A 13,115-nucleotide genomic window follows, 5' to 3' on the forward strand; every position below is an offset into this window, starting at 1 on the left:
CCGATAAGTTCCGACCGGACGGCATACCCCGGTCGGATCCCGAATATGCCCTCTTGACGCGGCCGACGGCGTGCGACCGGGCCGGAGCGCGCGGGAACGCCGAAGGGGCCGCCCGCACCACGGATGGCGGGCGGCCCCTTCGGGGTCACGCTGGGTCCTGCTGGGTCGTGCTCGTCCTGCTGGTCCTGCCGGTCCTGCTGGTCCCTACGGGGTCAGGAGGCCTTGGCCTTCTGGGCCGGGGCCGCGGCCACGGCTGCCGGAGCCGGCGCGGGCTTGGCGGCCTCGTAGAACTCCTCGCGGGGAGTCTCCAGGGCGCCGAGGGAGACGACCTCGCGCTTGAGGAACATCGCGAGGGTCCAGTCGGCGAAGACGCGGATCTTGCGGTTCCAGGTCGGCATGGCCATGCCGTGGTAGCCGCGGTGCATGTACCAGGCGAGACGGCCCTTGAGCTTGATCTTCACCTTGCCCATGACGATCATCGCGACACCCTTGTGGAGGCCGAGGCCCGCCACCGCACCCTTGTTGGAGTGCGAGTAGGGCGCCTGCGGGAAGCCGCGCATGCCCGAGATGACGTTGTCGCCGAGGACCTTGGCCTGGCGCAGCGCGTGCTGGGCGTTCGGCGGGCACCAGGCGTTCTCCACGCCGGCCTTGCGGGCGGCGAGGTCCGGCACCTGGGCGTTGTCGCCGGCGGTCCAGATGTAGTCCGTGCCCTTGACCTGGAGGGTCGGCTCGGCGTCCACGTGGCCGCGCGGGCCCAGCGGCAGGCCGTAGCGGGCCAGCACCGGGTTGGGCTTGACGCCGGCGGTCCACACGAGGGTGCTGGAGTCGACCTCGAGGCCGTTCTTCAGCACCACGTGGCCGTCCACGCAGGAGTCCATGGAGGTGTTCAGGTAGATCTCGATGCCGCGCGACTCGAGGTGCTCCTTGCCCCAGGTGCCGAGCTTGGGCCCGACCTCGGGAAGGATCTTGTCGGCCGCGTCGACCAGGATGAAGCGCATGTCCTCGCGCTTGATGCTGGAGTAGTACTTCGCGGCGTCGCGGGCCATGTCCTCGACCTCACCGATGGTCTCCGCACCGGCGAAGCCGCCGCCGACGAAGACGAAGGTGAGGGCCTTGCGGCGGACGTCCTCGTCCGTCGTGGACTCGGCCTTGTCGAGCTGCTCGAGTACGTGGTTGCGCAGGCCGATGCCCTCTTCCACGCCCTTCATACCGATGCCCTGTTCGGCGAGGCCGGGGATCGGGAAGGTGCGGGAGATGGCGCCGAGCGCGATCACCAGGTAGTCGAAGGGCAGCTCGTACGCCTCGCCGACCAGCGGCGTGACGACGGCGACCTTGCGGTCCTGGTCGATGTTCGTGACCCGGCCGGTGAGAACCTCAGCCTTGGGCAGCACGCGTCGCAGCGGTACGACGACGTGCCGAGGCGAGATGCTGCCTGCGGCCACTTCGGGGAGGAAGGGCTGGTAGGTCATGTACGAGCGCGGGTCGACGACCGTGACGGTCGCCTCGCCGTAACGCATCTTCTTCATGATGCGCTTGGCTGCGTACAGGCCTACGTACCCACCTCCTACAACGAGGATCCTGGGACGCTCCGTGGTGCTCATGGAACGAGTATCCAGCACCCCAAGGAGTGACGCTCGTGAGCCCCTTCACAAGGACCTCGGGCCCCTCTGCTACACTCCGCCGCCCACGTGACCGAGGTCATGGCGCGAAGCGGGAACCAGGGTGTAACGGGAGTCGTTGAACACCAGTCCTGAACTGGCCTCCAGCCCCCTAAGCGGAGTAGACCACCGGCTTCGTGGATACCTACCGCCGGAGCCCCGCGAGGTCCGTCATTCGCACGAACGCGAGCGAAAAGAAGGCTCCAGGGGCTCCCCGGTCACCCAAAAGGCTCTTCCAGAGCCCTCACAGGCATCTTTTCCTTGTGAAGAACTTCACGAAGTTCATGTGGACGAGGGGACCTAAGGCCCCCGAACGACCCCTGAACGACCCCTACAGGGCCTCTGTTGACCCTCGACATGGTGGAGGGCCCAGAGTTCCCGGTGTGGAGAGCGAGATGCGCAGTATCGGCGAGATGGCCCGGGACAGCGGCCTGAGCGTGAGTTCCCTGAGGTTCTACGACGGGGCCGGCGTGCTGGTTCCCGTATGGGTGGATCCGATCAGCGGATACCGCTGGTACGGACCCGAGCAGCTGGCGGAGTCCAGGCTGCTGGCCCGGCTGCGGCGGGCCGGCATGCCGCTGGCGGACATCCGGCTGGTCCTGGCCGGCTGGACCGGCGCCGACACCGATCTGGTCCGCAGCCTGCTCCAGGCTCATCTGCTCCGGCTCGAGCTGGGACTGTCCGATGCCCGCAGCGAGTTCTCCGCGGTCCGCGCACTTCTCGAACGCAGGGAGAACCCCATGAGCGTGTCCAGCACCGCCACCGACACCACCGCCGTCCTGTTCACCGTGGCCGCGCCCGAGCTGGCCGCCGCGCTGGACTCGGTCCGGTTCGCGGTCGGCTCGGACCCGGAGCTGCCGATGCTCGGCGGCGTCCTCTTCGACATCGAGGGCGAGGAGCTGCGGGTCGTGGCCACCGACCGGTACCGCCTGGCCGTCGCACGGGCCGGTACCGGCGGCTACGCCGGGCCCCGTACGCAGGTCATCGTGCCCGCCCCGCTCGCCGACGCGATGCGGGCGCTGCTGAGCGAGGACGCGCCGGCCCGGTTCGCCCTGGACGGCGACCGCCTGAGCCTGGAGTCCGGGGACCGCCAGGCGGCCGGCCAGTGCCTCGACCACGAGTTCCCCGACTACCGGCGGCTCGTCCGGCTGCCCGCCGGCCGCCGTGTCCTCGTCGAGGTGCCGGCCTTCCGCGAGGCCGTGGAAAGCGGCCCCTCCCGCCAGGCCGAGCGCGGCCGGGACGGCGTGGTCTGCGAGCTCAGCGTCCTGACCGTGACGGAAGGGGGCACGGTGGCCGTCTGCGGGGACGGCGACGAAGGCCAGGGCGCCGTGGCCGTCAACCGCGAGTTCCTGCTGCACGCCCTCGCGGCCGGCGCCCGGGACCGGCTCGTCCTGGAACTCGGCGCCCCGACGGCGCCCGTGGCGATCCGCCGCCCCGGGGACGAGGACACCTTCTCGCTGCTGATGCCGGTCCGGCTCGACGGCTGACCCGCCGGGCCCCTGCCTGACGGAGACGACGCCTGCCGCAGGTCCGGCCCGCAAGGGCCCGGTCTGCCGGAGGCCCGGGACACGGCGGTGCCCCCGGCGGATCCGCCGGGGGCACCGTGTCGCGCGTTCGAGCCGTCCGTCAGGCGACGGACCAGGCGATTCCGTCGAGGATGTCGTGCTCCGAGACCACGACCTCCGAGGCGCCGACCCGCTCCATGATCGCCAGCAGGACCAGGGCGCCCGCGCCGATCACGTCGACCCGTCCCGGGTGCATGACCGGGATGGCCGCGCGCTCGGCGTGGGTGAGGGTGAGCATCCGCTCGCTGATCTCGCGGACCGTCTCGTACGGGATCCGGGAGTGGTGGATCGCCGCGGAGTCGTACTCCTCCAGTCCCAGCGCGATCGCGGCGACCGTGGTCACCGAACCCGCGAGGCCCACCAGCGTGCGCGCCCCGGCCAGCGGGACGGTCTCGGCGGCCAGGTCCAGCCCCGCTTCGATGTCGGCCCGGACCGCGGCGACCTGCGCTTCGGTCGGCGGGTCGGTGACGACCCCGTCCACCGTCAGGTGGCGCTCGGTCATCCGGACGCAGCCCACGTCGACGGAGCGGGCGGCGCGGACGTGCTCGGCGCCGACCACGAACTCCGTGGAGCCGCCGCCGATGTCCACCACCAGGAAGGGGCGCTCCAGGTCGGTGCGGCCGGTCAGCTCACCGGTGGCGCCGGTGAAGGAGAACTCCGCCTCCTGGTCGCCGGTGATCACCTCGGGCTCGACACCCAGGATGTCCAGGACGCCCCGGACGAACTCGTCCCGGTTCTCGGCGTCCCGGGAGGCCGAGGTCGCCACGAAGCGCACCCGCTCCGCGCCGAGCTCCTTGATGACCGCCGCGTACTCGCGGCAGGCCGCGAAGGTGCGCTCCAGCGCCTCCGGGGCCAGCCGGCCCGTCTTGTCGACGCCCTGGCCGAGCCGGACGACGATCATCCTGCGGTCCAGCTCGATCAGCTCACCGGTGGACGGGTCGCAGTCCGCGACGAGCAGCCGGATGGAGTTCGTACCGCAGTCGACGGCGGCGACCCTGGTCACGCGCCCGCCTCCGTCGTGCCGTCCTGCTTCGCGTCCGGCTTCTCGTCCTTCTTCTCACCGCACGGGGTGACGCAGGCGCCCTTGGCCCACCACTCGGGCAGCATCGCCAGGGCCTCGTCGCCGAACGGGTTCACGCCCGGGCCCGCGGCCAGCGAATGGCCGACCAGCACGTGCAGGCACTTGACCCGGTCCGGCATGCCGCCGGCGCTCGGGAAGCCCTGGAGCACCTCGATGGCGTCGCGGCGGGTGATGTAGTCCTCGTGCGCGGCCCGGTAGGCGGCGGCCAGCTCCGGGTCCTCGGCGAGCCTGGCCTGCATCTGCTTCATCACGCCGTTGGCTTCCAGCGTGCCGATCGCACCGGCGGCGCGCGGGCAGGTCAAGTAGTACAGCGTCGGGAAGGGCGTGCCGTCGGGGAGCCGCGGGGCGGTCTCCACCACGTCCGGCTGCCCGCAGGGGCAGCGGTGCGCGATGGCGCGCAGCCCGCGCGGCGGGCGGCCGAGCTGCTGCTGGAACGCCTCGATGTCGGCCGCGGTCGGCTCGGTCCGGTCGGTCTGGGGCGGGGGCGTCTGCATGCCTGGAGGAAGTCTTTTCGTTCTCGTGGATGGGTGGGACTCAGTCGCCCGGGCGGTCGGCCTTGTCGACGCCGTCCCAGACGTTGGAGTACCAGGGCCGGTCTGTGGCGGCCTGTCCGCCGCGGCGGTGCTCGGCGCCGCCGGCACCGGGGTCGGTCATGATGTAGCTGATCTCCCCCGGCCGGACGAAGTGCAGGTGCTTGCGCGCCTGCTGCTCGGCGTACGCGTTGTCCTGCCAGCGGGCCTTCTCGTCACGCAGCCGTTCCAGCCGGTCCCGTGCGGAGACGGCGTCCTTCTGCTGCTTCGCGATCTCCGAGCGCTGGGACACGTACTGACGCATCGGATACGCGAGGGCGACGACCAGAGTACAGAGGACGAGCACGAGGAGGGCGGCGCGGCCGGTGAGCCGGCTGCGGCGGACCTGTCTGCGGGACTGCGAGCGGTAGACGTGCGCCGCGGTCCGCTCGCCCAGCTGCTTGAGCCTGGTCGCGGTCGAGAACGTGGCGAACCGGTCCCGGTTCCCGGCCATTGATCCGCCTCCCCTATATACGCACTACGCAATACGTCCCCGCACACGGTACGGGACCGAGTGCGGGGACGTAGGGAGGCTTGCGCCCCTAAAGGACCGTTCAGCCCTTACTGTGCCTACTGGTTCGCAGAGCGAAACCGCGGGAACGCGGAGCGGCCCGCGTACACCGCGGCGTCGTCGAGGATCTCCTCGATGCGCAGCAGCTGGTTGTACTTGGCGACACGGTCCGAGCGGGCCGGGGCGCCGGTCTTGATCTGGCCGCAGTTCACGGCGACCGCGAGGTCGGCGATGGTGACGTCCTCGGTCTCACCGGAGCGGTGCGACATCATGCACTTGAAACCGTTGCGCTGGGCCATCTCGACGGCGTCCAGCGTCTCGGTCAGGGAGCCGATCTGGTTCACCTTGACGAGCAGGGCGTTCGCCGAGCCCTCTTCGATACCCCGGGCGAGACGCTCCGGGTTGGTGACGAAGAGGTCGTCGCCGACGATCTGGACCTTGGCGCCGAGACGGTCGGTGAGGGTCTTCCAGCCCGCCCAGTCGTCCTCGAACAGCGGGTCCTCGATGGAGACGAGCGGGTACGCGTCGACGAGCTCGGCGTAGTAGTCGGTCATCTCGGCGGCCGAGCGGGACTGGCCCTCGAACTCGTACTTGCCGTCCTTGTAGAACTCGGACGCGGCGACGTCGAGCGCGAGCGCGATGTCCTTGCCCGGGACGTAGCCGGCCTGCTTGATGGCCTCGACGATGAGGTCCAGCGCGGCGCGGTTCGACTCGAGGTTCGGCGCGAAGCCGCCCTCGTCGCCCAGACCGGTGGAGAGGCTCTTGGTGTGCAGAACCTTCTTGAGGGTGTGGTAGACCTCGGCGCCCCAGCGCAGCGCCTCGGAGAAGGACTCCGCGCCGATCGGGGCGATCATGAACTCCTGGATGTCGACGTTGGAGTCGGCGTGCGACCCACCGTTCAGGATGTTCATCATCGGAACGGGCAGCAGGTGCGCGTTCGGGCCGCCGAGGTAGCGGAAGAGCGGGAGGTCGGAGGCCTCGGCCGCGGCGTGCGCCACGGCGAGGGAGACACCGAGGATGGCGTTGGCGCCGAGGGAGGCCTTGTTCTCGGTGGCGTCCAGGTCGATCATCGCCTGGTCGATCAGGCGCTGCTCGGTGGCGTCGTAGCCGACGAGCTCCGGGCCGAGCTGCTCGATGACGGCGAGGACGGCCTTCTCGACACCCTTGCCCATGTAACGGTTGGGGTCACCGTCACGGAGCTCTACGGCTTCGAACGCTCCGGTGGAGGCGCCGGACGGGACTGCAGCACGGCCGGTGCTGCCATCGTCGAGGCCCACCTCGACCTCGACCGTGGGATTGCCTCGGGAGTCCAGGATTTCGCGGGCTACGACGACGTCGATGGACGGCACGAGCATCTCCTTCTGGGATGTGACGCTGGGTGTGCGGTGGCGTGTCAGGCCGTGGGATGGCCTTGCCGCTTAGAGCCTAACCGCCTCGGGGCACTCGGCCGGCCGACCGCCCGGGTCCTGGGACGAAAAAGGGCCTGAATGCCCCTCTTACAGGACATAGGGCTCTTGAACTTCGAGGATTCCGGAGGCTCCGTCAGGCCGGACGCGCCCGAACACAGCACTGCCCGGCGCGAGAGGGGTTGCGCGCCGGGCAGTGGAATTACGCGGTGGAACGCGTGCGTGCCGGCAGACCGGACGCGCCCGCTCTCACAGGTTTCAGGCGAGGTTCAGCTTCTGGCCCGGGAAGATCAGGTTCGCGTCCGAGACGATGTCCTTGTTCAGCTCGAAGAGCTTCTCCCAGCCGCCGGACACATTGTTCGCGTCGGCGATCGCACCCAGCGTGTCGCCGGACTTGACCGCGTAGGAGCCGTTGCCCGTCTTGGGGGCCTCGGTCTTCGGCGCGGCGGCCGGACGCTCGGAGCGGGTGGTCGGGGCCTCGGAGCGCTTCGTCTCCTTCTTCGGAGCGGCCTTCTCCTGCTTCGGCTGGGCCTTCGGCTTGGAGGGGGTCTCCGCCGAGCCGCCGGTGTAGGAGGAGTTCGACAGGCCCACGCCACAGGACGGCCAGGCGCCCTTGCCCTGGCCCTTGAGGACCTTCTCGGCGATGGCTATCTGCTGCGACTTGGAGGCCTGGTTGGCCTGCGCGGCGTACGCCTTGCCGCCGTACGCGGCCCACGTGGAGGACGAGAACTGCAGGCCGCCGTAGTAGCCGTTGCCCGTGTTGATGGACCAGTTGCCGCCGGCCTCGCACGAGGCGACGCGGTCCCACTCGGAAGCGGTTGCGGCGGAAGCGGTGCCCGCGGCCATCAGCGGAGCCGCGACGGCCACACCGGCGACACCGGCGAGCGTGACGATGCGGACGGCCTTGGAACCGCGACGGTGCTTGCCGTTGCCCGAAAGCAGCATGGAGATCTCCTCACCGACGCCTACGAGGTGAGCTGTCGGGTTCGGGCGAGTGAGTGCCCGGCCAAGCGACCTAGCGCTTGTCTTAACCCCTAGCCGGTTCCGTGACCGTCTCTCAACGGCCGGGTCCGGCGCCTACCTTGGTTCCCCCGCTCCTGCCTTCGGCGCTTTACGCGACGAGTGTTCCCTCCGTCCGCCGGCAGGATTCGGCGATGCGGTCGAAGGAGCCCGCGGTGGCGAGCGATTCAGAAGGTAGACAGGTCTCCCCCCGATGTTCAACGAGGAACATCGGGGGGAAACGCCCCTACTTGCGCTCCCCGGAAGGGTGTTTGCGCAGGTGAGGGCGGGGTTTGCGGAACGCTCCGGGCCTGACACGCCAGTTGACCTGAAGAGACACATGTCTCACTTACAGAAAACGGACAATCAGCTGCTTCCGGGCGCCTTAAGTGCCCTTATTGGTGCGATAGATCCAGATTCTGGCCGGGCTTGATCAGGTCGGCGTCGCCGCCGATGAGCTGCTCATTGGCCTCGTAGAGCGCGTTCCAGCCGCCCGTTACTCCGTTGGCGTCCGCGATCGCCGTCAGGCTGTCGCCCGCCCGCACGGTGTACGTGGGGTCCGACGCGGCATCAGACGCGGCGGGCGCCTCGACGGCGGCCGGGCCGCGGTGCTTCCCGCCACCCTCGGTCGCACCGGCCGCCGGAGCGGCCGGGTCGGTGGTGGCGCCGGGGGCCACCGGGGCGCCCGGGGCAGTGGACTCGCCGGGCGCGGCCGGAGTCGTCGGGGCCGTGGGATCAACCGGGTTGACCGGATGTGCCGGATTCACCGGAATGCCCGGGTTCGCCGGATCGGTGGGGTTCGCCGGGTCGGACGGGACCACCGGAGCCGTCGGGTCCGTGGATGGCGGCGTCGGGGTGCCGGGGTCCGTCGGGGCGGTGGGGTCCGTCGGGCTCGTGGGGCCTGTCGGGCTCGTGGGAGCCGTCGGGCCCGTGGGAGCCGTCGGGTCGCCCGGGAGGCCCGGAGGCGTCTCCGGGAGGTCCGGCGGGGGCATGACGGGCAGTCCGCTGGAGACGCCGATCGGATAGTCGGGCAGCGGGTCGGACGACGAGGCCGGCGGAGTCGGGGCACCGAAGTCCGTGGACGAAGAACCGGAACCGCCGTGGGGCATCGCGTCGTCAGGACGGGACGGGGTGGGGGCGAGGGCTTCGGAACCGCTGGGCAGGCCCGGGTCCACCGAAGCGGCGGGCGCCTCCCGGGTCAGACCGGCCGGCACTCCGCACAGCGGCCAGGCCTGGGGGCCCTGGGAGGCCAGTACCCGCTCGCCCACGGTTATCTGCTGGGAGCGGCTGGCGAGGTCGGCGCGCTCGGCGAAGTCGAGCCCGCCGGCGTTCTTCCACTGCTCCTGGGTGAACTGCAGCCCGCCGTACGCGCCGCTGCCGTAGTTGGCGCTCCACGCGCCGCCGCTCTCGCACTCGGCGACCTTGTCCCATGTAGAGGTCTCCGCGGCGCTCGCGCCGGTGGCGGCGAGCAGTGGCAGGGCGAGTGCGGAGCCGGTGACTCCGGCGGTGACGACAAGTGCGGGCACTTGTCGGGGGCGTCTGTGGCGGCCGTTCCCGGAACGCATGAGGCTGCACCTTTCGCATAACGGCGGGGTAACGGCAGAACCTAGCGGCCTTCGAACGCCTGTCACAAGTTTGGACGGCAACCGACTACGACTCAGCCCGGTTTCACCTATTTTGCGGCGCGAACCGGACCGGGAGCGTGCGCAGCCCCCGCATGATGAGCCCGCCGCGCCAGCGCAGCTCCTCGGGCGGCACGGCCAGTTCGAGGTCGGGCAGCCGCGTCAGCAGGGTCGCGAGCGCGGTCTGCCCTTCGAGCCGGGCCAGCGGGGCGCCGAGGCAGTAATGGATGCCGTGCCCGTATCCGAGGTGCTGGTTGTCGGTCCGGGAGAGGTCCAGGGTGTCCGGGTCGGCGAACCGTTCCGGGTCGCGGTCGGCGGCCGCCAGGACCACCAGTACCGGATCGCCGGCCGCGATGTCCCGGCCGCCGAAGGTGAAGGACTCGGTGGCGAACCGCCAGGTGGCCAGCTCCACGGGGCCGTCGTAGCGCAGCAGCTCCTCCACCCCGGTGGCCAGCAGTCCGCTCTCGCCGGCCGCGAGGGAGAGCTGGAGGCGTTCGCGCTGCTCCGGGTTCATGAAGAGCGAGTGGACCCCGTTGCCGATGAGGTTGACCGTGGTCTCGAATCCCGCGAACAACAGGATGAAGGCCATCGCGGTGGCCTCGGCCTCCGTCAGGTGGTCGCCGTGGTCGCTGGCCCGGATCAGATCGGAGATCAGGTCGTCGCCGAGATCGTCGCGCTTGCGGTGGATGAGCTCGCCGAGATAGGTGCGCATCTGCTTCACCGACCGGGCCACTCCGCCGCGCGGGCCGCCGCCGTGCCGGATCATCATGCCCGCCCAGTCGCGGAAGTCGTCCTGGTCCTCTCGCGGTACACCGAGCATCTCGCAGATGGCGTAGATGGGGAGCGGGAAGGCGAACTCGTGGATGAGGTCGGCCTCGCCCTTCTCGCAGAACCCGTCGATGAGGTGGTCGGTGAGCTCCTGCACCCTCGGGGTGAACTCGGCGACCCTGCGCGGGGTGAACGCCTTCGACACCAGGCGCCGCAACCGGGTGTGGTCCGGCGGGTCGATGTTGAGGAGGTGCGTCATCAGCTCCGCCTTGCGCTCCCCGGGGATCCCGGTGCGGCCCTTGGCGTGCGCCGATCCCTCGTGGTTGGCCGGGTTCTTGCTGAGCCGCTGGTCGGCGAGGGCCTGGCGGGCGTCCGCGTACCGGGTGACGAGCCAGGCCTCGACCCCGCTGGGGAGCGTGGTGCGGTGCACGGGCGCGTGCTCGCGCAGCCAGGCGTACGCCGGGTACGGGTCGGTCGCGAACTCCCAGTCGAACAGGGTCGGCGGCGCGGCGGACCCGTCCACGGACTGGTCGGCGGCGGTCTCTTCGGGGGCTGCGGGGGTCTGCTCGTGCACCCGGAGACCGTATCCCGCCCTCTGCCCCTCACCCCATATAGGTCCTTTGCCGCGGCTGTCCGTAGATCGGCTCTGGCTTGACCTGACGTTCCCCGGCATTCCTACTTTCGGTTTTGTGGATGTGAGGATCTTGAAAAGCAGTTTCGCGGTGGTGGAGAGACGGGCCGAGCACGCGGTCAAGTTCTTCTACTCCCACCTGTTCTGGCACAACCCCGGAGTCCGTGAGCTCTTCCCGGCCTCCCTCGAGGACATGGAGCGACAGCGGGACCGGCTCTTCGCCGCGCTCACACATGTGATCGCCCACCTGGAGAACGAGACGCTCGTCCCCTATCTCCGCGACCTCGGACGCGACCACCGCAAGTTCATGGTGGGGCCCGAGCACTACGCGGCCGTGGGCACCAGCCTCATCGCCGCCCTCGCCGAGACGTCCGGGAGCGCCTGGCACCCCCAGGCGGAAAAGGCCTGGTCAGAGGCGTACCAGTTCATCGCTGACGCGATGATGGACGGCGCCGCACTCAGCGAGGAACCGCCCTGGTGGGACGCGGAAGTGGTACGCCACCTGCTGTACGGGCAGGACATCGCCGTCCTCACCCTCCGCCCGCGAGCCGCCTTCGTCCATCTCCCCGGCCAGTACGCGAGCGTGAGCAGCGACCGGGTGCCGACGACCTGGCGGACGTACTCCCTGGGGAACGCGCCCCGCGCCGACGGGACGCTCGACCTGCACGTCAGCCGGATCGAGGGCGGCCGCCTCAGCACGGCCCTGGTCCGCGATACGCAGCCGGGGGACGTGCTGCGGCTCGGCGCGGCCGGCGGGCAGATGACCTTCCGCCGCGAGGACCGCCCGGTCAGCCTCATAGCCGCCGGCACGGGCTGGGCCCCGGTCCGCGCCATGCTGGAGGACCTGGCGGAACACCCTCCCGATCAGGACGTACGGCTCTTCGTGGTCGCGCGGGACGCCGCCCACCTCTACGACCGCCCGCTCATCGACCAGTGCGCGGCCGCCTTCGACTGGCTGAGCGTCACCTACATCACCCCCGCCCCCGGTCAGCACCGCAACGAGGCCACCGGCCGGCTGGCGACCGCGCTCAGCAACCGCGGGCTCTGGCCCGACCAGGACGTCTACCTCAGCGGTCCGCCGCAGTTCATCCAGGAGACCTCGCACCTCCTGGAGGGACTCGGCGCGCGCCCCGACCGGATCTTCTACGACTCCGTACCTGCCGGCGGCAGGGGCCAGGACGACGGAGAGCGGCCGATGGGCTTCGGCGAGTGGTTCCTGAACCGGCCGGCCCCGCACTGGCACAACCCGTCGGGCCGCGCGCCCCGGGAGTTGTGAAGCGGAAGCCGTGGCGGCCTCCCGCTGCCGGAGGCTACTCGCCGACGCCCTCGGCCGCACGGATCGCGTCCCGGTAGGAGCGGGCCGCCGCGCGCAGCGCGGTCTCGGGGTCGGTCCCCGCCGCCTCGGCACGCGCCGCCAGTTCCAGCAGTTCGTACCCGACCCCGTCCCCGCGGGGCAGTTCCACGGGCACCGCCCCCGCACGGGCGCGGCCCGCCAGCTTGGCCGCGAGTGCGAGACCGGGCTGGCCGAGCGGGATCCCGTCGGTCACCGATTCCCGCTGCTTCTCCACCTGCTTGGTGCGCTGCCAGTGCTCGTTCACGTCCTCGGGGGTCTTCGCCGTGGCGTCGCCGAAGACGTGCGGGTGCCGGTGGATCAGCTTCTCGACGAGGGCTCCGGCCACGTCGTCGATGGAGAACGGCTCGTCCTCTTCACCGGGGCCGCCCTCCTGTGCGATGCGCGCGTGGAAGACCACTTGGAGCAGGACGTCCCCGAGTTCCTCGCGCAGTTCTTCGCGGTCCCCGTCCTCGATGGCCTCGACCAGTTCGTACGCCTCCTCGATGGCGTACTTCACCAGCCCCTCGTGCGTCTGCTCCGAGGTCCAGGGGCATTCGCGCCGGACCCGGTCCATGACCTGGACGAGGTCGATCAGGCGTGCGCCCGGCAGATCGTACGAACCGGGCAGCAGCTCCAGGTCCGGCACGGCGACCCGGCCCGATCCGGCGAAGCGGGACAGCCCGTCGGTGAGCCGCCGGTCGCCCTCCCCGCTCAGCAGGACGACGACCGTGCGCCCGCCGGCGCACTCCTCGATCAGCGACTGCGCGTCCGGGGCCTCCAGTGCCACGTCGACACCCGCCTCACGCAGGTATGGGAGCTGGGCGTGGCCGGGGTCGGCGCACAGCACCCGGTCCGCGGCGTGCAGGGTCTGCCAGGCCGGCCAGGACAGCACGCCGGGGGCTACCCGGTGGCTCGTGGTCAGCAGCACGATGCGGCCGGTGGGCTCGGAGGACACGTCGTCAGTCACCCTCC

The 13,115-nt window shown here is 70.7% G+C and carries 11 protein-coding genes and 1 riboswitch; of the genes, 2 read left to right on the plus strand and 9 right to left on the minus strand.

Features of this window, described 5'->3' with window-relative positions:
* Positions 1–212: 212 nt before the first annotated feature.
* The gene (locus tag OTB20_RS13545) at positions 213–1,601 is read right to left on the minus strand and encodes an NAD(P)/FAD-dependent oxidoreductase (protein WP_267817438.1); all 1,389 of its coding nucleotides are present in this window, start codon (positions 1,599–1,601) and stop codon (positions 213–215) included.
* 452 nt (positions 1,602–2,053) lie between these two features.
* Here OTB20_RS13545 and OTB20_RS13550 point away from each other — a divergent pair, with 452 nt between their 5' ends.
* Entirely contained in the window at positions 2,054–3,145 is a 1,092-nt protein-coding gene (locus OTB20_RS13550; protein WP_267817440.1) for a MerR family transcriptional regulator, read from the plus strand.
* A 139-nt stretch (positions 3,146–3,284) separates the two neighbouring features.
* Here the strand turns inward: OTB20_RS13550 and OTB20_RS13555 are convergent, their stop codons facing one another.
* From OTB20_RS13555 to OTB20_RS13585, 7 genes are all read right to left on the minus strand, one after another.
* Positions 3,285–4,226 carry a Ppx/GppA phosphatase family protein gene (locus OTB20_RS13555; protein WP_267817442.1) on the minus strand — a complete coding sequence of 314 codons (942 nt, stop codon included), beginning with the start codon at positions 4,224–4,226 and terminating at the stop codon, positions 3,285–3,287.
* The gene (locus OTB20_RS13560; RefSeq protein WP_267817443.1) at positions 4,223–4,798 is read right to left on the minus strand and encodes a DUF501 domain-containing protein; all 576 of its coding nucleotides are present in this window, start codon (positions 4,796–4,798) and stop codon (positions 4,223–4,225) included. Before OTB20_RS13560 ends, OTB20_RS13555 begins: the two co-directional genes overlap by 4 nt.
* Positions 4,799–4,838: 40 nt before the next feature.
* Positions 4,839–5,327 carry an FtsB family cell division protein gene (locus OTB20_RS13565; protein WP_267817444.1) on the minus strand — a complete coding sequence of 163 codons (489 nt, stop codon included), beginning with the start codon at positions 5,325–5,327 and terminating at the stop codon, positions 4,839–4,841.
* Between the two features lie 116 nt (positions 5,328–5,443).
* Positions 5,444–6,739, minus strand: a complete 1,296-nt coding sequence (gene eno, locus OTB20_RS13570) for a phosphopyruvate hydratase (protein WP_267817445.1) — start codon at positions 6,737–6,739, stop codon at positions 5,444–5,446.
* Between the two features lie 309 nt (positions 6,740–7,048).
* A complete protein-coding gene (locus tag OTB20_RS13575) occupies positions 7,049–7,735 on the minus strand; it encodes a transglycosylase family protein (protein WP_267817446.1) in 687 nt (228 codons plus the stop codon).
* A gap of 2 nt (positions 7,736–7,737) precedes the next feature.
* A riboswitch (cyclic di-AMP (ydaO/yuaA leader) is annotated at positions 7,738–7,909 on the minus strand.
* Positions 7,910–8,184: 275 nt separating this feature from the next.
* Positions 8,185–9,315 (minus strand): transglycosylase family protein, encoded by a 1,131-nt coding sequence (locus OTB20_RS13580; protein WP_324290364.1) that lies wholly within the window; start codon positions 9,313–9,315, stop codon positions 8,185–8,187.
* Positions 9,316–9,457: 142 nt separating this feature from the next.
* On the minus strand, positions 9,458–10,702 hold the full coding sequence (locus OTB20_RS13585) for a cytochrome P450 family protein (RefSeq protein WP_267817590.1): 1,245 nt from the start codon (positions 10,700–10,702) through the stop codon (positions 9,458–9,460).
* A 199-nt stretch (positions 10,703–10,901) separates the two neighbouring features.
* Here OTB20_RS13585 and OTB20_RS13590 point away from each other — a divergent pair, with 199 nt between their 5' ends.
* Entirely contained in the window at positions 10,902–12,086 is a 1,185-nt protein-coding gene (locus OTB20_RS13590; RefSeq protein WP_324290365.1) for a globin domain-containing protein, read from the plus strand.
* Between the two features lie 34 nt (positions 12,087–12,120).
* Here OTB20_RS13590 and OTB20_RS13595 read toward each other — a convergent pair whose 3' ends face one another.
* Positions 12,121–13,110 carry a nucleoside triphosphate pyrophosphohydrolase gene (locus OTB20_RS13595; protein WP_267817452.1) on the minus strand — a complete coding sequence of 330 codons (990 nt, stop codon included), beginning with the start codon at positions 13,108–13,110 and terminating at the stop codon, positions 12,121–12,123.
* Between the last annotated feature and the right edge of the window lie 5 nt (positions 13,111–13,115).

The organism is Streptomyces sp. H27-H1 (assembly GCF_026627445.1).
Taxonomy (GTDB): Bacteria; Actinomycetota; Actinomycetes; order Streptomycetales; family Streptomycetaceae; genus Streptomyces.

What these genes read in the sequence shown, in the direction of transcription:
- OTB20_RS13545 (WP_267817438.1), bottom strand. Translation starts at nt 1,601, where the DNA reads ATGAGCACCACGGAGCGTCCCAGGATCCTCGTTGTAGGAGGTGGGTAC.
- OTB20_RS13565 (WP_267817444.1), bottom strand. Translation starts at nt 5,327, where the DNA reads ATGGCCGGGAACCGGGACCGGTTCGCCACGTTCTCGACCGCGACCAGG.
- eno (WP_267817445.1), bottom strand. Translation starts at nt 6,739, where the DNA reads ATGCTCGTGCCGTCCATCGACGTCGTCGTAGCCCGCGAAATCCTGGAC.
- OTB20_RS13560 (WP_267817443.1), bottom strand. Translation starts at nt 4,798, where the DNA reads ATGCAGACGCCCCCGCCCCAGACCGACCGGACCGAGCCGACCGCGGCC.
- OTB20_RS13550 (WP_267817440.1), top strand. Translation starts at nt 2,054, where the DNA reads ATGCGCAGTATCGGCGAGATGGCCCGGGACAGCGGCCTGAGCGTGAGT.
- OTB20_RS13575 (WP_267817446.1), bottom strand. Translation starts at nt 7,735, where the DNA reads ATGCTGCTTTCGGGCAACGGCAAGCACCGTCGCGGTTCCAAGGCCGTC.